The 19,382-nt window shown below is 58.4% G+C and carries 13 protein-coding genes; 10 read left to right on the forward strand and 3 right to left on the reverse strand.

Annotated features, from left to right (window positions below; translation table 11 throughout):
• The first annotated feature begins 33 nt into the window (after positions 1-33).
• From ABCW43_RS25845 to ABCW43_RS25860, 4 genes are all read left to right on the forward strand, one after another.
• Entirely contained in the window at positions 34-1,230 is a 1,197-nt protein-coding gene (locus ABCW43_RS25845) for an aminotransferase class V-fold PLP-dependent enzyme (RefSeq protein ID WP_345929795.1), read from the forward strand.
• 152 nt (positions 1,231-1,382) lie between these two features.
• Positions 1,383-3,218 (forward strand): ABC transporter ATP-binding protein, encoded by a 1,836-nt coding sequence (locus ABCW43_RS25850; protein WP_345929797.1) that lies wholly within the window; start codon positions 1,383-1,385, stop codon positions 3,216-3,218.
• 500 nt (positions 3,219-3,718) lie between these two features.
• The gene (locus tag ABCW43_RS25855) at positions 3,719-3,994 is read left to right on the forward strand and encodes a hypothetical protein (RefSeq protein WP_345929799.1); all 276 of its coding nucleotides are present in this window, start codon (positions 3,719-3,721) and stop codon (positions 3,992-3,994) included.
• Between the two features lie 246 nt (positions 3,995-4,240).
• Positions 4,241-4,507 carry a DUF6894 family protein gene (locus tag ABCW43_RS25860; RefSeq protein ID WP_345929801.1) on the forward strand — a complete coding sequence of 89 codons (267 nt, stop codon included), beginning with the start codon at positions 4,241-4,243 and terminating at the stop codon, positions 4,505-4,507.
• A 13-nt stretch (positions 4,508-4,520) separates the two neighbouring features.
• Here ABCW43_RS25860 and ABCW43_RS25865 read toward each other — a convergent pair whose 3' ends face one another.
• Positions 4,521-5,054 carry a hypothetical protein gene (locus ABCW43_RS25865; RefSeq protein ID WP_345929803.1) on the reverse strand — a complete coding sequence of 178 codons (534 nt, stop codon included), beginning with the start codon at positions 5,052-5,054 and terminating at the stop codon, positions 4,521-4,523.
• Positions 4,996-5,808, reverse strand: a complete 813-nt coding sequence (locus tag ABCW43_RS25870) for a helix-turn-helix transcriptional regulator (protein ID WP_345929805.1) — start codon at positions 5,806-5,808, stop codon at positions 4,996-4,998. Before ABCW43_RS25870 ends, ABCW43_RS25865 begins: the two co-directional genes overlap by 59 nt.
• 637 nt (positions 5,809-6,445) lie before the next feature.
• On the opposite strand from ABCW43_RS25870, the gene ABCW43_RS25875 reads away from it, so the two are divergent.
• The 5 genes from ABCW43_RS25875 to ABCW43_RS25895 all read left to right on the forward strand — a co-directional run bounded on the left by ABCW43_RS25875 (position 6,446) and on the right by ABCW43_RS25895 (position 15,825).
• On the forward strand, positions 6,446-8,092 hold the full coding sequence (locus ABCW43_RS25875; protein WP_345929807.1) for a hypothetical protein: 1,647 nt from the start codon (positions 6,446-6,448) through the stop codon (positions 8,090-8,092).
• A gap of 117 nt (positions 8,093-8,209) precedes the next feature.
• Positions 8,210-10,243, forward strand: coding sequence for a hypothetical protein (locus ABCW43_RS25880; protein ID WP_345929809.1), 2,034 nt, complete (start codon positions 8,210-8,212; stop codon positions 10,241-10,243).
• A gap of 11 nt (positions 10,244-10,254) precedes the next feature.
• Entirely contained in the window at positions 10,255-12,408 is a 2,154-nt protein-coding gene (locus tag ABCW43_RS25885) for a type I secretion system permease/ATPase (RefSeq protein WP_345929811.1), read from the forward strand.
• A 10-nt stretch (positions 12,409-12,418) separates the two neighbouring features.
• Positions 12,419-13,759: an HlyD family type I secretion periplasmic adaptor subunit gene (locus tag ABCW43_RS25890; RefSeq protein ID WP_345929813.1), complete on the forward strand. Its 1,341-nt coding sequence runs from the start codon at positions 12,419-12,421 to the stop codon at positions 13,757-13,759.
• A gap of 980 nt (positions 13,760-14,739) precedes the next feature.
• Positions 14,740-15,825: an acyltransferase family protein gene (locus ABCW43_RS25895; RefSeq protein ID WP_345929815.1), complete on the forward strand. Its 1,086-nt coding sequence runs from the start codon at positions 14,740-14,742 to the stop codon at positions 15,823-15,825.
• A gap of 94 nt (positions 15,826-15,919) precedes the next feature.
• Here the strand turns inward: ABCW43_RS25895 and ABCW43_RS25900 are convergent, their stop codons facing one another.
• Positions 15,920-17,494 carry a hypothetical protein gene (locus ABCW43_RS25900; RefSeq protein WP_345929817.1) on the reverse strand — a complete coding sequence of 525 codons (1,575 nt, stop codon included), beginning with the start codon at positions 17,492-17,494 and terminating at the stop codon, positions 15,920-15,922.
• A gap of 292 nt (positions 17,495-17,786) precedes the next feature.
• Between ABCW43_RS25900 and ABCW43_RS25905 the strand changes: the two genes are divergently transcribed.
• Positions 17,787-19,364, forward strand: a complete 1,578-nt coding sequence (locus ABCW43_RS25905; protein WP_345929819.1) for an O-antigen ligase family protein — start codon at positions 17,787-17,789, stop codon at positions 19,362-19,364.
• Positions 19,365-19,382: the final 18 nt, after the last annotated feature.

Raw genomic sequence — 19,382 nt, forward strand, 5'->3', positions numbered from 1 at the left:
ATTCGCCACTGGCCGCCACTTTGGAGAACCACAATGTCCGATGATATCCGCACCCAGATCGGCCTTCGCCCGGTCATCAACGTTTCCGGCACGATGACCAGCCTCGGGGCCTCGATCGTGGTTCCGGAGGCGATCCAGGCGATGGCGGCGATCCTGCCGCAATTCGTCGAGATCAACGATCTGCAGCGTAAGGCGAGCGCAATCATCGCCCGGTTGACCGGTAGTGAGGCGGGTTTCGTGACGGCCTCGTGCTCTTCCGGAATCAGCCTCGCAGTCGCGGGTGCGATCACCGGCAACAACCTGCTGGCGATCGAGAAGCTGCCGGATACCGTGCCGGACAGGAACGAAGTGCTCGTGCAGATGGGCCATGTGGTGAGTTATGGCGCGCCGGTGGACCAGGCGATCAGGCTTGCCGGCGGCAAGGTCGTGCTGGTCGGCCAGGCGACCTCGACCCACCGCTACCATATGGAAAATGCAATCACCGAGAAGACGGCCGCCGCCGTCTATGTCGTCTCGCATCACGTCGTGGATTACGGCCTGCTCAACCTCGTCGAGTTCGTCGAGATCGCCCATGCCAAGGGCGTGCCCGTTATCGTAGACGCGGCTTCTGAATATGACCTCAAGCTGTTCCTGGCGCAGGGTGCGGATATCGCGCTCTATTCCGGCCACAAGTTCCTCGGCGGCCCGACTTCGGGCATTGTCGCCGGCAGGAAAGACCTGGTGCGCAGCGCCTTCCTGCAGAACATGGGCATCGGCCGCGGCATGAAGGTCGGCAAGGAAAGCGTCTTCGGCGTCATGGCGGCTCTGGAAGTCTGGGAGAGCCGAGACCATGCGGGCATCCGCGAGCGCGAGACCGGCTATCTGAACCTCTGGAAGCGGACTCTTGATGGCCGTCCCGGCATCACGGCGCTGATCGAGCCGGACCCGACCAACAATCCGCTCGACCGCATGCGGGTGATTGTCTCGGCGCCGGAAGCGCATATCACCGCTTGGGATCTGGCCGCCGCACTCGGCCGCGGCAATCCGCCGATCATCGTCCGCGATCATGAGGTGGAGCATCACTATTTCTACCTCGACCCGTGCAATCTGCATCCGGGCCAGGAAACCATCGTCGCGGCCCGCCTGACAGAAGAACTCGACAAGGCGCGCGCGTCCAACGAGATCATCGCCACCCCGATCGAAGAACGCAGCCGCCATCGCTTCGACGGTGCGCTCCGCTGGCCGGACTGAGGTACAGCACGGCAGACTAACCCTCCCCCTTGTGGGGAGGGTGGCCGGCAGGCGGGAGGGGTTTTCACTCGGAGTGAAGTCCCCTCCCCAACCCCTCCCCACAAGGGGGAGGGGCTCCACGCACCGCCGACGACAATAAGAAGGGAACGATCATGGCCACCTCGCAAGCACAAACCGTCCAGTCCGTTCAGCCGGTTCTCTCAGTGGAGAACCTGACGACCTCGTTCAATGTGGACGGCGAGTGGAAATCGGTCGTGCGCAACGTTTCCTTCACCGTCGCGCCCGGCGAGACGGTGGCGATCGTCGGCGAAAGCGGATCCGGCAAGAGCGTCACCTCGCTCTCGATCATGCGGCTGCTGCAGGAAGGCACGAGCCGCATCGAGGGCAAGATCATGCTCGGCGGGCGCGATCTTCTGGCGCTTCCCGAACACGAGATGCGCAAGGTGCGCGGCAACGATGTGGCGATGATCTTCCAGGAGCCGATGACGAGCCTCAATCCGCTCTTCACCATCGGCGACCAGATTTCCGAGGCGCTGCTTTGCCACAAGTCGATGTCGGCCGCGCAAGCGAAAGCCGAGACGATCCGGTTGCTCGAAAAGGTGCGCATCCCGTCGGCGGCCTCGCGCTTCGACGAATATCCGCATCGGTTCTCCGGCGGGATGCGCCAGCGCGTGATGATCGCAATGGCGCTCGCCTCCAAGCCGAAGCTGCTGATCGCCGACGAACCGACAACGGCACTCGACGTGACGATCCAGGGCCAGATCCTCGATCTCATCAAGCTCCTGCAGGACGAGGAGGGGACTTCGGTCCTGTTCATCACCCATGACATGGGTGTCGTGGCCGAAGTCGCCGACCGCACGATCGTCATGTATCGCGGCGAGCAGGTGGAGACGGGCGATACGCCGGATATCTTTCATCGCGGCAAACATCCCTATACGCGGGCGCTGCTTGCCGCGGTGCCGGTGCTCGGCTCGATGCAGAAGTATGAGCGGCCGCTGCGTTTTCCCGTCGTCAATACGGCGACCGGGGAGTCCGACGTCCAGGTCGAGGTCGCCGATACGGTCGCGGCCAACGACCAGCCGGTTCTGGAGGTGAAAGGCCTCACGAAGCGTTTCGACATTCATTCCGGCCTGTTCGGGCGCGTGAGCGGGCGGGTGCACGCCGTCGAGAACGTCTCTTTCGACCTCCATGCCGGCGAGACGCTGTCGCTGGTCGGCGAAAGCGGCTGCGGCAAGTCGACAACCGGGCGCGCTATCATGCGGCTGATCGAGCCGGATGCCGGTTCGGTCGTCGTCGAGGGCCGGGACGTCTTGGCGCTCGACAGACATGAAATGCGCGAGATGCGCAAATCCGTGCAGATGATCTTTCAGGACCCGTTTGCCTCGCTGAACCCGCGCATGACGATCGGCCAGGCGATCGCCGAACCCTATCTCGAACACAAGATGGGGACGGCGAAACAGGCCAAGGAGGTCGTCGCCGACATGCTGCGCAAGGTCGGGCTGACGCCCGACATGGTGAACCGCTATCCGCACGAATTCTCCGGGGGCCAGCGTCAGCGCATCTGCATCGCCCGGGCGCTTGCGCTTGAACCGAAAGTGATCGTCGCCGACGAAAGCGTCTCGGCACTCGATGTGTCGATCAAGGCGCAGGTCATCAACCTGATGCTCGATCTGCAGCAGAGCCTCAACCTCGCCTTCCTGTTCATCAGCCATGACATGGCGGTCGTCGAACGGGTCAGCCATCGGGTCGCGGTGATGTATCTCGGCGAGATCGTCGAGATCGGCCCGCGCGTCTCGGTGTTCGGCAATCCGCAGCATGAATACACGAAGAAACTGATGGCCGCCGTGCCGGTGCCGGACCCGGATCGCCGCCGCGAAAAACGAATGGTTGCGAGCGATGAGCTCAAGAGCCCGATCCGCTCAGTGGACTATAAGGTCAACCCGCTCGACTATAAGACTGTTTCACCGGGCCATCTCGTCGCGATGTAACGGCTGCGGATAGTTTCCGCAGGCCGGTGATCGGCAGGCGACTAAGCCGATAGGCCGATGGATATAGCTCATTTGGTGCAACTGCCTGCGACTCATGTGCGTGTTATCCTCCGCCCCTGCGGATCAGAGAGGATTTTCGCTCATGTTCAGGTGCAGAGACTGCAAGGACACGGGCTGGGTTTGTGAAGCTCATCCTGCCAAACCGTATACCGGTACCCGATGCTGCGGCTGCGGGGCGGTTGAAATGCCATGTCCCCACTGTCTCGCAATCCACGACCTGGACAAATATCCGGAGGTGGTGCGGGTCTTGCCGAAGCTGCCCGGCGTCGAGATCAGATCGGCCCAAGGTTTCGCAGAGCGCTCCGATGGAGCGCAAACGTGGACCTGAAGGCGGACTTTCCTTGAGAACAACCAGCGCCCTTCCAAAAAGATCCTCTTCAGTTTTCTGAAGGGAACTTTATGCATCAACAATTGTTTCCTCCCGCCTGGAGGTGTGATGCATGGCGGTGTTTCTGGTCATATTGGAATTTGAGAAGGTTGAATCATATAATCGGGCGCGGAAAAGGATTCAGCCGCTGGTAACCTGCAAGTTATCCGGAACTGCATGGTTGGTAGAATTCAATGGAGATGCTTCGGAGCTGCAGCTATATCTTGAGGAAATTATCCTCCAGAATGACAGCTTGTTCGTTTCGGCGTTGAGCCCTGATTGGGCGAGCATCAACATGCATGCTGCAAGGCGCTGGCTTACGAAGAGGCATGCAACCAACCCTAAGTGATCATCCGCAACCGGTGGTGCCGGGAAGATCTAAAACCCCATTTCCATGATAAGTCGCCAATTCCAGGTTGACCGGGATCGTGGGTAATTTATATATAGGCATACTCTTGGTGTTCTGATTGAGCCTAACCGCAGATCGGGAGATGGAGGAGGAGTAGACGCTTGGAGGTTGTAGCGTCGCTTCTGCCGCGGGTTGGATTTCGCAGTTTCAAGTGGCCGCCACGCTATCCCCGGGAGGTCGGGTTCCATGGTGAGATATTTTCTGAATGTCGATCTGAAGGACGGTTTTATTCCGGACACGGAAGGCCTTGACTTTCTCAATATCGAGAGAGCCATGGCCGAAGTCATATCCGGAATGAGAGACATCGTCGTTGAGCATATTCAGCAGGGAGAAGCCTTGGCTTTGCGGGCGATTTCCATCACTGACGATGCCGGCCATCTCATATCGATCGTCACGCTGGCCGACGCTCTCAACGGCACCCTGCCCGGCATAGCGGTATCGGGCCTCAGGTAAGGCTTGTTCCGGTCTAGTTGGGGAAGCCGTAACGTTCGGTGATCTCCCAGAACATCCTGTTAATCGCGACGAGCGAATTGATGCTTTCCCGGATTCGGCCGATTTCGCGCGTGTCGAGTTCCTCGATCTTCCCGTATTTGATCTCGTCCCTGCTTTCGAAGATCCGCATCGATTGCGTGATGTTGCGGCCGCTGTCGGGATCGAACGAATAAATGCAGTGGTTGTATTTATTGCGAAGCTTCGCTTCGTCGGAAAGGCGACGAGTGGCCTCCAGGATTTCCCTGCGGCAGGCCGGTGCGGTCTTGCGCATCTTGGTCAGCCGTTCCACGAGGTCGATGCGGGCCCGGGTCGTATTCAAGGTCAGGAAGATGATGATCGCCGTTTCCTTGTCCACTTTGGCAAGGCCTGCGATCATGTGGATCAGCAGGCTTTCCGTATTGGTCCAGGTATAATTCAGCTGTCCGATCAGGAGCAGGATGTCCTGGAGCCTAGTACTTGTCGCTTGAGAGGGAGCGGCCGTCCTGGCCGCGGTTGGTGTCGCCTGCATTGCCGGTCGTATCCTTGCGTCTATATTCAAAATAGAGAGCGACGACTTCCGTTCTGTTATGCACGCCGAGTTTGGTGATGATGTTGTGGATATGAATCTTTACGGTATGTTCGGACAGGCCCAAGGCGGCCGCGATGATCTTGTTCTGGTTGCCCATGGCCATCCTGACAAGAATTTCGTTCTCACGTTTTGTCAGCTTTTCGATCGCGGATTTGCCGGCTTGATATAAGGCTGGCTTGAGATCCGCCGGCTCTTCGCCTTCCAGAGATGCACTTCTCTGGGCCCGGTAACCCGTAGAAGGGAAATACGTGCCACCCTTCAATACGATCCGCAGGCCTGAGAGAAAGAGGTCGAGATTGACATTGAACGGCAGAATGCCCTGGACGTTTTCAAGCTCTTTGGCCCTTCGATGATCGGAGGTTATCTCACCGTCATCGGTACCCATCAGCGCAAGGGTTGCAGCAGGATGGTGCCTGGCGAGCTCCGGCCAGTACTCGGCGAGAGCGGAGGCAAGGCGGACGTCCGCCAGCACGAGCTGCACCGGATTGTCGAATTCCACCGAGGCCAGTTTCAGGTCGGGGACAGTCTTGACGCTGAGCCATGGAAACTCGCTTTCGATGGCCGCCGTCATCGCGGTGGAGATTGTTCCGGGTGAGCAGATGAAGAGGAGTGTTCGGATCGCATTCATTCTCTTCAGGGCGTTTGTTGCCAGATCCAAGCCGACATGTTGCGAAATACCATGCGGAATTTGCATGGAAATGTCCCCCTTCCGTCGTTGATCGAAAGTACACGCAAAGTGGTGCTCCGAAGATCTTATTAGGGAACGGTAAACCAAGAGCCGAATGCTGGGAATAGACCGAAGGATTTATGGAATAGATCGAATCGGCCACAGAATGAGGCTTCCAAGGTCGTTTTCAGGAGAACGGACCATGATCAGGCAGCGTTTCCTCCCCGTTGCGAATGAATTGCTGCATACATAAGGGTAGTTTTGCCCCAATGTGGTATACGTCTTCTTGGTTAGATCATATAGCCCATGTAACTATGCTCACATAGTATTCATCAGGTTGTGCTAGATCGAAATATCACCTTATTTCTTCTACTCATTCGGGACACAGTGCTCCCATCCCGAAGCACTGGAAGAACGAGCGCTGAAGAATGCTCGTCGGTGCAAAATGTAGTGAGTCTGCGATCCATGCGCCGCTCATTCCAAGTCTCTCGGGAAACGTAGGGGAGAGGAAAAAAATCAGACATCACGAGAGAAAGACCGGCGAACGGTCGCGTTGACGCGCGCCTTGACGCCAGAGGCTGATGACTCATTTCAACCGCGACGAGCAAAGACCCCAAAAAGATGAATGGCGGTCACGCCGTCGCAGTCATAAGAGGACTGTGTGATGGTAGATAAACGCAGCGTGTTCGACACCTTGGTCGACGATCCTGATAGCCAGGAGCAGCAACAGCAGCAACAGCAGCAGGAACAACAGCAGCAACAGCAGGCCAGCGACCAAACCCAGAGCCAGTCGAGCGACTCGACGAACCTCAACGGAAACGGGAATGGCAACGGCAACCTGAACCTGAACGGTAACGGCAGCCTGAACCTCAATGGCAACGGCAACTTCAATGCAAACCTCAACGAGACCACTGTCGGCGTCGATGTCAATGTCGATCTTGAGAGCTACTTGCCGACGGATGACGACTTTGCCGATGTTGATATGCACCACAGTTCGATCGATGGGATGTTCAACATCCGCATCGATGACGTGCTCAACAACGCCCTGACCGGTGAAGGCAATGATGTCGGCAATGTCATCAGTCAGGTGGCCAACCTCCAGGACAATGACAAGCTGGAAAACGCCTCCGTCAGCAACGACGGTTCGTTCGAACTGAATGCTACCGCCAAGGGTGGTTTTGCGATCGCCTCCGAAGGGATCAATGCCGGCGGCGGCGGCGGTGACGGCGGAAGCAACGCGGATGCCGACGGTGGTGATGGCGGCAACGGTGGTACGGCGCTCGGCGGGTTCGCACTTGGTGGCGACGGCCTCGGTGGCCTGGCCGCAAGCGCTGCAATTGGCGGTGACGGCGACGGCGGCGATGCCGACGGCGGCGACGGCGACAGCGACGCTGACAGTGGCGATGCCGACGGTGGCAACGGCACTGGCGGCGATGGCGGGCGTGGCGGCGACGCCCTCGGTCTGGGTCTTGGCCTGGGTCTCGGCCTTGGCGCAGGACTTGCATTTGCCGGTGACGGCGCTAACGGCGGCAGCAACACTACCGGCGACGGTGGCGACGCTGGCGACTCGGATGGCGGCGACGCCGACGAAGGCGGTGACGGCGGCGATTCCGAAGGCGGCGATGCGGGAGCTCTCGTCGGCGGAAGCTTCGGCTTCATCAACCCGATCCTCGTTGAAAACGACGGCGGCGACGGCGAAGACGCCGGTGACGGCGGAGATAGCGAAGGCGGCGACGCCGGCAACTCCGAAGGTGGTAACGGTGGCGAAGCCTCGGATGCCGGTAATGGCGGCGATGGCGGCGGAGCGCTCGGCGCCGGTCTTGGTGCCGGCTTCGGCGCCGGTCTTGGTGCCGGTTTGGGCGGTGACGGCGCAGCAGGCGGTGGCGGTACCGGTGGCGCAGCGGCAACCGGTGCGGCAACCAGCGGTGATGCTACCGGTGGTGACGCAACATCCGGAGCTGGCGAAGGCGGCGGGGCACTCAGTGGCGCATGGGCTGATGGTACCGGCGGCGGAGCCGTCGGCGGCTGGGCATTCGGCGGAGCTGGCGCAGCCGGCGGCGCAGGTGGCTGGGCCACCACCGGTTCTGGCGCAGCCGGCGGCGATGGCGGTACCTGGGGCTCGAGCAACGGTGACGATGGTTACGTGACCGGGACGAGTTCAGCATCGTCCGATGCCATCATCGAAACTCACGCCTTCAACCAGGAAATCGTGATGGGTGCGAACCTGCAGCAGAACGCGATCGATATGACGATCGTCGGCGGGAACCTTTCCAGCACGGTGGCCGGCGACGACACCGAAGATGGCGTCTAAGCGACACAGCTCCCTGCTTTAGGCAGAGATTTCACATCGTGACTGCGCAGATATCCTGCGCAGTCCCTCATTCCGAACGACCTGTGGTTCAGGCATGCCCATACAAAGGCAGCGGTCATGACGACGATGGACATAATCACCGAGGAAATCGCTCATTTCATCGGCCTCTTCCACACGAACGTCGAGGATGCGCGCCTGCGGGATAGCTACCAGGACTTCTCGCTCTACACGCCCGAACAATTCATCCCGACATCAGCGGTGATCCATTCCAATTTCGAGGCGCCTTATGACCTGCTCGGGTTCGATCCGGGCGTGGTCTACAGGGCGCCTGCCAGTTTCACGCCAATCTGGCATCCCCATTTCGTGGGCCGATACGATCATCCGCCGATTCCCACGGTAGACGTCAAGACGTATTATGGCCGGCACGAGATGCCGCAGCACGAGTACCCGTTCTACGCAAGCGGCAAGTCCCTCACATGGGAGATACAGCCTCCCGGCTCGGTTGCGAACTTCATCGTTCAGGCCGCCTCGCTTTCCGACAACGACAGCTTCGGTGTCGGGGGACATGGGCTGACGTTCAATCCCACGCCGATCGACAACGGCGAGCTGCTGCAGACGGCCAAGGATGTCCTCGCGGACGCACCTATCGGCGATCTCGAAATGCCCAAGTCCACGGCGGACCTTATCCAGATCATCGAGACCGTCGCCAGCCAGCTGGAGGCCCTTGCGGCCGAGTCCGACGGACCCATGGAGGCTTTCCTCCATCAATCCACCACGATCGAAGGCATTTACGTCAACGGCGTGCTCGTCGATGAGGCACCGAAGCTGGAGGACCATCATTCCTTCAGTGAGGACGAAGATGAAGCAGATGATGCCGCCGACGATGGCGATGAAGCCGATGCGGAGGACGATGCCCAGCCATCCAACGTTCACGTCTATGCGGATGGATCAGTCGAGGTGGAAGCTTCGGTCGAGTTAGTCGGCGGTAATAATACCGTCGTCAATGATGCTGTTCTCAAGAATATCTGGACCGGCGCGACGGTAACCGCGGTGGTTGGCAATCACTTCGAGATCAACGCAGTCATCCAGGTGAACGTCATCCAGAATACTGACGCGATCACCTCGGCCATCAGCGGCTGGACGAACGACGGCGTCCCGGATGAAATATTCAATATTGCGACATTCCAGAGGGTCGATCCGCTGGAGGACGGCAACGCTCCGGCAAATGCCGGCGGCGGCTATCCCGCAAGCTGGGCGGTCACAGAGATCCATGGCGATCTGCTGATCGCCAATTGGCTGGAACAGTACATTTTCATGTCCGACAACGACATCGGCATCCTGTCGTCTTCCGGCGCCACGACCAGGGTCATCGCTGGCGACAATACCAGCGTCAACCATGTCTCGATCTACGAGCTCAGCCAGGCCTATGATCTGATCCTGATTGGCGGCAGTCTGTACGATGCCAATATCATCCATCAGACGAACATCTTGTTCGACAACGATGTCGTTGGCGCGGTTACGGGTTTCGGAACGACCGGCGAGGGCACGATATCCAGTGGCGGAAATCTGCTTTGGAACCAGGCTCATATCTACAATATCGGCGGCGCCGACCGCTTTAGCACTCTGCCTTCGGCCTATCTGGATGCGGCCAACGATTTCGCCGCCGGCGGAAGAGATCTTTCCCAGGGCATCCTGACCGACCCGGCGTTTGCGGGAACGGCGGGGCTGCGCGTTCTTTATATCAGCGGTGACTTGCTGAACATCCAGTATATCAGCCAGACCAATATCGTCGGCGACAGCGACCAGATCGCCTTGGCGCTGAATGCCATCGATCCCCACGCCGATGCGACGTGGTCGGTCTCGACCGGGGAAAATGCGCTCATCAACAATGCGGCGATCGCCGACCTGGATTCTCTCGGCATTACCTATGTGGGCGGCGAGCAATATTCCCAGGAAACGCTTTTTCAATCGGGGTTGATTTCGAGCAGTCCGGAATGGGCCGCGCACGATCCCGACGCGCTGGTCAACGAAGCCGTGGCTTTTCTCGACGATTCCATGCTGGAAGCCGATCCGACCGAGCAGGGCTTCGGCGTTCCTGTAGATCCCGACGGCCAGTATCAGAATGACGGCCTGCAGCATGTGCTCGGATAATGGGGGGAAACATGTCGGATGTCCAAAAAAGGGCCGATCTGGAACAGGCCCAGGATCACGATGAAAGTCAGCAACTTGCCGGTGAGGATATGTATGAAAAATTGGAGCGCGCCGTGGACGAATGCCTGAAACTGTCACCCGCTGGCGCAGCCCCTTCAGCAACGATATCCAGACTGGAACCCAGAAACGCATCACAGAATCCATCGCGGCCGAATGAAAGCTCAGCCGGAGCCGATATCCTGCCCATGCCTGCCAATGACAGGATCATCGAACCGGAAATCGAGCCGAAGCCAACGGTGCGCGAAGCGACGGAGGCAAAGGCGCCGGAAGGCATGATCACGATCGATGCCGACACCGGACCTTTGCGGACCGAAACAAAGACCTTCGGAAAGTCGCCGTCGACCGGTGGCGGCCGCGGCGGCGATGGAACGTTTCACAAGCGTCTCGCCCCGGTCGACTTTTCGGCCAGCCTGCGGGCAGGCGTCAACGCCGTGCGACAGAACCTGGCGATCGTCATGCTGTTCACCATTGCCAGCAATATCCTGGTGCTTGCGATCCCGGTCTACCTGTTCCAGATATCGGACCGGGTGCTGACCAGCCGCTCCCTCGACACGCTGGTAATGTTGACGATCGTAATCGTCGGCGCCGTCATCCTGCAGGCGGCCTTCGACGCGCTTCGGCGGTTCATCCTGATGCGGACCGCGGTGGAAATCGCAGCGCAGCTCGGTGCCCCGATCCTGAGCGCGGCCGCCCGTGCCTCGCTTCAAAGCAACGGCCGGGAATACCAGGTGCTCGGCGATCTTCAGCAGGTTCGTTCGTTCCTCGTCTCCAGGACCTTGCTCTCGTTCCTCGATGCGCCGATCGCCCCTCTCTTCGTGGTGGCGGTCTTCCTCATCCATCCGCATCTCGGCCTGATCGTCGTCCTGACGGCCGTCCTGCTGCTTGTCTTCACCCAGATCAACCAGCGCATGACGGCCGAGCCGTTTGCCGAAGCCAATACGGCGCAGATAAAGGCCAATCTTCATCTGGAATCGATGTCGCGCAATTCGCAGATCATCAATGCGCTCGCCATGATCCCCGAGACGGTACAGATGTGGGGCAAGGATACCGCCTCCTCGCTGAAATCGCAGGTCATTGCGCAGGACCGGAATATCACCATCGCGGCCATATCGAAGGCCTGCCGTCTTCTGACGCAGATCGCGATGCTCGGCTGGGGCGCCTACCTGTCGATCGAAGGGCAGATCACCGGAGGCATGGTGATCGCGGCTTCCATTATTGCCGGTCGCGCGCTGGCGCCGATCGAAGGGGCTATCGAAGGATGGAGCCAATACAGCCAATCGCGCGCAGCCTACGCTCGAATAACGGCGCTGCTGAAATCCTCGCCGTTGAATTTCGATCGCCTGAACTTGCCGAAACCTGAGGGGCGCCTGGATGTCGAGCGTCTCCTCTATGTGCCGCAGGGAACCAAGCGGGTCGTGCTCAACGGCGTCTCGTTTGCCCTGCAGCCCGGAGATTCGCTCGCGATCATCGGCAATTCCGGGGCCGGCAAGACCACTCTTGGAAAAATGCTCGTCGGATCGATCCTGCCGACATCGGGCAGCGTCCGCCTGGATCTGATGGACCTGAGGAACTGGGATCAGCGGCAGTTCGGCGAAAACATAGGCTACCTGCCGCAGGACGTGCAGCTCTTCCCGGGCACGATCAAGGCCAATATCGCCCGCATGCGGCATGATGCGGACGACGAGCAGATTTACCGGGCCGCGATGCTGGCCGATGTTCATGAGATGATCGCCAGCCTGCCCCACGGATACGAAACGGTGGTAGCGGCTGACGGCGCCCCCCTTTCGGGTGGCCAGAAGCAGCGCATCGCGCTCGCCCGGGCATTCTTTGGCGATCCGAGGATGGTGGTGCTGGACGAGCCGAATTCCAATCTGGACAATGCGGGTGATGCGGCGCTGCTCCATGCACTTCAGCATGCCAAGGAACACAAGATCACCGTCGCGACGATCACGCAACGTCCGGCTCTCCTCAGCAACGTCGACAAGGTTCTTCTGCTGGTAAACGGCACCGTCGCGCTGTTCGGGATGCGGGCGGATGTGCTGAAGGCCATCGAAGCTCGCGGCATCGATATCAATACCGGTTCATTCGGCCATCAGTTGCAATAGGGGTTGGGGCATGTCTGCTGTTGCCAAGGTACATGATCTCGAATGGTACTCCGAGGTTCCCAGGTCGGTCTGGAAACAGACGGTGACCGGTCTGGCGCTGACGGCCATAGCCTTCGGCGGTTTCGGCACCTGGGCTGCGACGGCCCCGCTTGCGGCGGCCGTCATCGCCCAGGGCAGTTTCGTCGCGACCGGCCGCAACAAGATCGTGCAGCATTTCGAGGGTGGTATCATCAGGGAGCTGCTGGTCAGCGAGGGTGACCAGGTTGTCGAGAACCAGCCGGTGGTCAGGCTTGACGAGACCGCATCGCAGGCCAAGAAACGGGAATTCTTCCTCAGACGTGCCAGGTTGGAAGCAACGGCCGCCCGGCTTACCGCTCAGTCCGAGGGCGCCGACTCCATGACGATTTCGTCATACCTGAACGATTTCAGGGACGACCCGGATGTTTCTGCGATCATCCTCACCCAACAGCTCAACTTCAAGGCCCAGCGCATGAAGCTGGCGACCGAGCTTTCACTGCTGAAGCAGAACATGAAAGCGCTGGAGTTCCGGAGCGAAGGTTACACCCGGCATCGCGAGGCCATGTCTCGCCAGCTTGCGATGCTCAGGGAGGAATACGATATCAAGCGGGTTCTGTTGACCAAGGGATTGCTGCGGGCAACCGAGGTCAGAGCGCTTCAGCGGGCGATCGCCGATGCCGAAGGGCAGATCGGCCGGCTGGAGGCGGAGATATCGGAAACCGGAGCCCAGCTCTTGAAGGGACAGCAGGAGATCACGCGCGCCGAGGAGACATATCGGGAAGAAGCGCTCGACCGCCTGCAATCGATCCAGGGCGAGCGTGATGCTTCGCGTGAACAATCACGCGAGGCCGACGACGTTCTGCGCCGCGCGACGATCCTTGCTCCGGTGTCCGGCACTGTCGTGCGGACATATTACCATACGACGGGTGGCGTTATCGAAAGCGGCAAGGGGATCATGGAGATTCTGCCTGCCGGCGTGCCGTTGATCATCGAGGCAAAGGTGCCTCGCAACGAGATCGACAGCGTCAAAGTCGGTCAGAAGGCCACAGTCCGCCTCATCGCATTGAACCAGCGCACGACGCCGGTCCTGCAGGGCGAGGTGTTTTATGTTTCGGCGGACGCAATGGAGGATAGCAGGGCGGGGCTCTCAAACCACGACGTCTATGTCGCGCGCATCAATATCTCGTCCGATGAGATCGCCCGCATCAAGGGGTTTACACCGCAGCCCGGCATGCCGGCGGAAATCATGATCCAGACTGCGGTCAGAACGTTCTTCAGCTATTTGATCAAGCCGGTCGTGGATAGCATGTCGAGGGCGTTTACCGAACGCTGATAAGCCTCACCTGCTCGGGCACACGTCAGGAGGGGCTACCTCTAAAGGCGTAGGCTTTGCCATGCGCAATGCATGTCCCCAAAGCCGTTCGCCTTTACAGGCTTCCAGCCAGCGCTCCGGAGGCGGGCGGTAGGCGGGCTTTCCTCGGTGCTTCCCTAAAAGAAACCCTCGCCGATGAAACAGCGAGGGTGCCCGCAAGACGGGAAATAGCTGAGGCTGACAGGACGCCTCGGGCTATATAACACCACGAGCATTGATAAATGTCAGGTCCACCAAAAGGAGAAGGCCCGACCGTTTTTCCCGTTCGAGCCTTCAGCAGTCTATTTGGCAAAAATATTATTCCCTCATCTGCAGCAGACATCAACTCAATCAAAAGGATTAGGTTCTCTCAATCGTTGTGTCTAATACAAATTTAATAATCACAGGTTGTTTTGCGTCTTTCCACAAGCGAATTCGAGAGATGTACACGGGACCGGCGTGAATTCATTCAGCATTCGGCCGTCTAAATTAGTCGTTGGAAAATTACACTTGAGGTGTGGCCTGATTGCAATATCGTCGATCTATGATTGTGGTATTTTATAGTGCGGACTTGAGCAGAACGCCTCGGGTTTCGGCGTAGTAGACTGACCGGCTGCCAACACAGGCAGCCGGTCAGTTGTTCAGGCGAATCCGCCCACCGCGATGCGGTTTGAGTATTGTTGCGATGAAAGCTTGATATGGCGTGCTGTCCCGGGACGAGGACAGTCGGGCGTCTCTGTCGATCCTTGCGGCCTCTTCCTGCAGCGTGTGTCGCCGTCTGGAGGTCGGGTCTTTGAACCACACAAATCTCGGTCGGGCAGATGCTTAGCCTTATGGGCGAATTGCCGCTGCCGACATCGCCAAGAGGCGCTGTCCCAGCCACCTAATTGGGAGTGGGTGCTTATCTACCAGCATCCGGAAGTTGCTGCTAGGTTCTGTCGCAGCAAAACGGGGGGCGCGCAATGGACAGGCGGGTCGGGCGTTTTACGGTGGTCGATGCACTGCGCGGCGTAGCAGCGATGGGGGTTGTCGTTTATCACGCGGTTTCGGCCGGCCACGTGAAAAGCCTCCTCGAAATCTTCCCTGCCTGGGTTGAGACGGTGTTGTTGACCGGCGGGCTGGGCGTTGCGGTATTCTTCGTACTCAGCGGTTTCGTCATCGCCCATTCACTCTACGATAAACCCATGTCGTTTCCGGAGTTCGGCCGTTTCACCCTCAGGCGGTCGCTTCGGTTGGATCCTGCCTACTGGAGCTCCATCGCGGTGACCATCGCCTTTGCTGCGCTGTCGTCATATCTGGTCGCTGGCAAGCAGATGCCCAACCTTACCGTTCCCCAGATCGCTTCCCACCTCTTCTATCTGCAGGACCTGCTGGGGTATCCCGCGATCAGTACCGTATATTGGACGCTCTGCCTCGAAATCCAGTTCTACCTTGTCTACGCGCTGCTCATGAGCATGAGCGGTTTCAGAACGCCTTTGGTCGTCGGAGCGTGTATCATCAGTCTTTTCTGGCCGCTTGGCTTCGGCCCTGAGCTATGGCCGGGGCTCTTCCTACCGCTCTGGTATGGCTTTCTTCTCGGAGTGATGGCCTATTGGGCATGGCGGCAACCGAAACTCGCCCCATTTTTCGGAGCCTATGCCGGGGTAATCCTGCTTGCGGGCGTTTTATGGGGAAATGCCTTTGGCGCGGTCTGCTCGGCCGCCGCGCTCGTTCTTTTCGGCGCGGCTGTCTCCGGCCGGATCTGTTCCGGGCTGAATTGGCGATGGTTGCAGTTCCTGGGGCTGATCTCCTACTCGCTCTACCTGACTCACAACCTGGTTATCGGCGCAGTGTTTCGGGTCGCCGCGATGGCCGGAGCCCGCTCGCCGCTGGAGGTCCTCATTTGGTGGGTGGTGTCGCTGCTCGGTTGCGTTGCCTTTGCCGCAATATTCTGGTTGCTGATAGAGCGGCCCAGCATGGAATTGTCGAAACGACTCGGTCAGCGCAAGGCCCCAGACCTGCCTCCGCAGACCGTCGCACCGCTCACCGTTCAGCGCCAGCCGCAATGACATCGTGCGACGACGCACAGGTATCCAAACCAGGGAAATCCGTTGAGGCGATCGTCCGGATACGGTTCATCGCGAGACGGGCGGCGGGAGAGAGTTATCGCTGGATCCTTAACGTGTCGGATTCTGAGCGGAGTTCCTTCCGCATCAGGATCTTCTCTACGGCCAGCCACTTGGGATTGCTGTCGCTTTCATTTTCCAGCAGCCCCCAGCTGCCCCATTTGCTGGCGTCGGTCATCGAGGAATACAGGGCATAAGCGTCTCCGCCGGATCTCTGCCAAATATTCAGGTGCTGGAGATAGAGATCCCCCATCCGCCTGTCACGGTTCGCGGCGATGAAGAGGTTCGTCAGTCTCTCGTTGTTTTCCGCGCCAGTGTGTCCGACTAGATGTTGGCCGCCTTCATAGGCGTAAAGCTTGACGCCATATTTCTTGGCAACGGCGGCCTGCCTCTCGATGACCTTCCGATTGTCGTTTAATACTTCCCGCTCAAGTTCTGTGAACAGCTGGGCTAAAGGCCACCTGGAAACCTCTTCGGCCCGCTCGGGCGAACCGAGGCCGCCGCCGAAATAGGGGGCGATCGCAAGGACGTTCGCATGTGCCCGCACGCCCTTCCACGACAATATCGTTTCGCTGGTCCAGTCATTCACGGATTGAGCACAATAAATTCCAACGATCCTTTGTGCCTGGCCGCCAAACACCTCTTTCCAGATGGCAAGAATTTCTGTTGTACGCTGGGCGTAGTAACGGAGCTGGGCCTCGAATTCATTGCTCGAAAGTCGAAGTGCGAGCCCCTTCTGCTTTGCATATTCCGCCTGGTCGAAACTGGAGTTCCAGACCTCGTTGGAATATTCAACATTGACCATCAGATTTCCGTCCAGGCCGTCTTTCACCTGCTGCGCGAAGCGGCGTATGTAATCATCGTCGGCCTGGTGAGGCATAGTGAACCAGGGGTCGATTTTTAGCTCGTTGCACAGTTCGATCATGTACTCGAGCGGCATCCCGGCATCGGATCGGCCGAAATGACCCACGCGTGGCCGATCATTCCAACTGCGGACGGTCGAGTTATTGGTGGCCATCCAGTCCATGAAACGGAGCGTAGTCATCCGCTTCAACCGTCTGAGGAATGGCTCGCGAAACCGTTGCGTGGGCCTTTGGCCTCGTTCGTATACACGGATGTTCCGGACCGGATCTGAGGGATCGGTTTCCATCATGATCGTGGTGAAAGCCGCGTTCTTGCGAAGATTTCGAACATCATCGCGCCCAGGCAGACGCGCCTCCAGCTCGGCGCCTTCGCGATATCCGAGTTTTCCTTTGCCATCGTAATAAACGGAGAGATTTACAGGTAGATTTCTTCGCTCAGGGGAGAAAATCAGGAAGCTCTCGATCGTAGAGTTTTCCGGGACTTTCAGCGGGTAACCGTCCTCTGTCATCGGCGGTAACGGCGTGTCCCATGTGAAGGGGGCGCCTCTGACCTGAACGCGCCAGCGCGAAGCATTATAGGCCAGATCGGAGAAAACCTGCTCGGTCGCCCAATAATTCATTGAGCTCAGGTTCACGCCCAAATGGTCCGGATAATCCTCCCTGGCCGAGGCTTGGGCAAACGAAAAGCCGTTGAAGGGTTCGGTGGCTGCCAGACCGGCCAGCATTTGCAGAAGCGTTCGGCGTTTCACGGCAGATGTTCTCCGTATTCGCTCGGGTATCTGTTGCAGTGCCTATCGCGGAACATAGGTGCCCACTGCCGGTCACGAGATAATAGAAGGCGACCGCAAACAAGGTACGCATTAGTCGTATCTCGCCTCCAAAGTTAGTAGGCGGAAATCCCTTTTACCGTGTGGCGGCCTGTAGCCGAATGAGTAGCATTTCCGCGGAGCGGGATACCTTGCTCATTGGCAGCGGGTGGCAGGGAAAATATACGGTATGCAGACGTTCCTCAGATCGTTGCGGCTAGGCAAGAGACGTTAGATGCCGGAATTTCTGCGCGCTCTTGCTTATATACTAGTCGTCAGTGTTCCTGCCCTCTATGTCGGCGGGAAGATAGCGGTGCCGATAATCGGCGCGGCTGAATTCCGCCTTTGGCGAAATTGCTGGCTGTTGGCGACCGTCATCACCTTTTTCTCCCGAGGTTTTTTCGACTTTGCCGTCGCCCTGGCTCTCATGAGCATTTATGTTCACCGGTACTCCAGGCAGCCGGCTTTTCTTTATATGGTGCTGATGTTTGTTGCACCCTGCGTGCCTATCCCCAGCGGCATACCCGGCATCCTCAACAAGATCCTCGAGCTGGACCCTCCTCGTTGGCTGGCGATTACAATTCTCCTGCCGGCTGCGCTGAGGTTGTGGAGGGACCGAGATATCCGGGAATTTCGGGGCTTGGACGTTCTTGTGGTCGCGTTCGTGGGGTATACTTCGCTGCTCTCTGTAAGGTTGGAAGATTTCAATTCCGTTCTCCGAGTCCTGGCCGGCAATTTTCTCGACATCTGCCTTCCTTATTTTGTTTTCAGCCGAGTGATACGCTCGGGCCTTGATATGAACAAAGCACTCCTCGCCTTCGCAATTGGCGTTCTGCCCTTGAGCGCCATCGGGGGTTTGGAGATATGGAAAAGCTGGCGCGTTTATTATGTCGTCGTCCAGGAATGGGACGTGTTTCTTAAAACCGCCTATCTTTTTCGAGACGGGCTCTTGCGTGCTTCAACCACGTCTATCGAAGCGATCGCATTCGGCTTCGTCTGCATGACCGGTGCCGGTTGTCTCCTGGCTCTCCGAAGTCCAGCCCCGCTGGGTATCTGGCGTTATGTGGCGCTATGCATACTGGTGCTCGGCCTATTTTCGAGCGTATCACGAGGCCCGTGGCTCGGCTTCGCACTGTGCGTCTTCTTCCTGGCCATCACTAGTCCGAAGAGGTCTTTCCAGCTTGCTCTTGCAAGTCTACCCGGAATCGTCGCGGTGCTGTTCCTGCGCCCCCCGTTTCTTGACCGTTTTATAAATTTGCTTCCGTTTGTCGGATCGGCAGACAAAAGTAGCGAAACTTACAGATCCAGCCTTTTCGAAAACTCTTTAACAGTTATCAATCGTTATCCTCTGTTTGGGTCGTATTCATTTCTGAAAGAACCCGAGATGCAGGCCATGATACAAGGGCAAGGCATCATCGATATAGTAAATACCTATCTTCAAGTCGCGCTATATTATGGGTTAATTGGCTTGTTCCTGTTTATTTTATATTTTTTCGGGGTTACGGCGAAGCTGACTCGCAAATCACTGGGCGATAACTCGGATACGGTGAACTACAAAGCAGTTCTGGGTCTCCTGATCGCGATGCTCCTGGTAATTGTTACAACCAGCAGTGTATCTGTCATACCCTATATATATTGGACTTTCTCCGCCATGTGCGCAGCAATTCTCGCGCCAGGCTTCGCCGGGGATCGGGAGTATCTTCCCCAGCAGGGCCCGAAACCTCTGAAGGTGCTTGGCTCGATCAGTCCATTGGCCCGTCACGATTCCCTGGACGATGGCAGAAAGAAGATGCGCGTGTTGGGCACGCACTGAAGGGACGCAGGGTACGAC

Source organism: Neorhizobium tunisiense (assembly GCF_039631515.1).
Taxonomy (GTDB): domain Bacteria; phylum Pseudomonadota; class Alphaproteobacteria; order Rhizobiales; family Rhizobiaceae; genus Neorhizobium.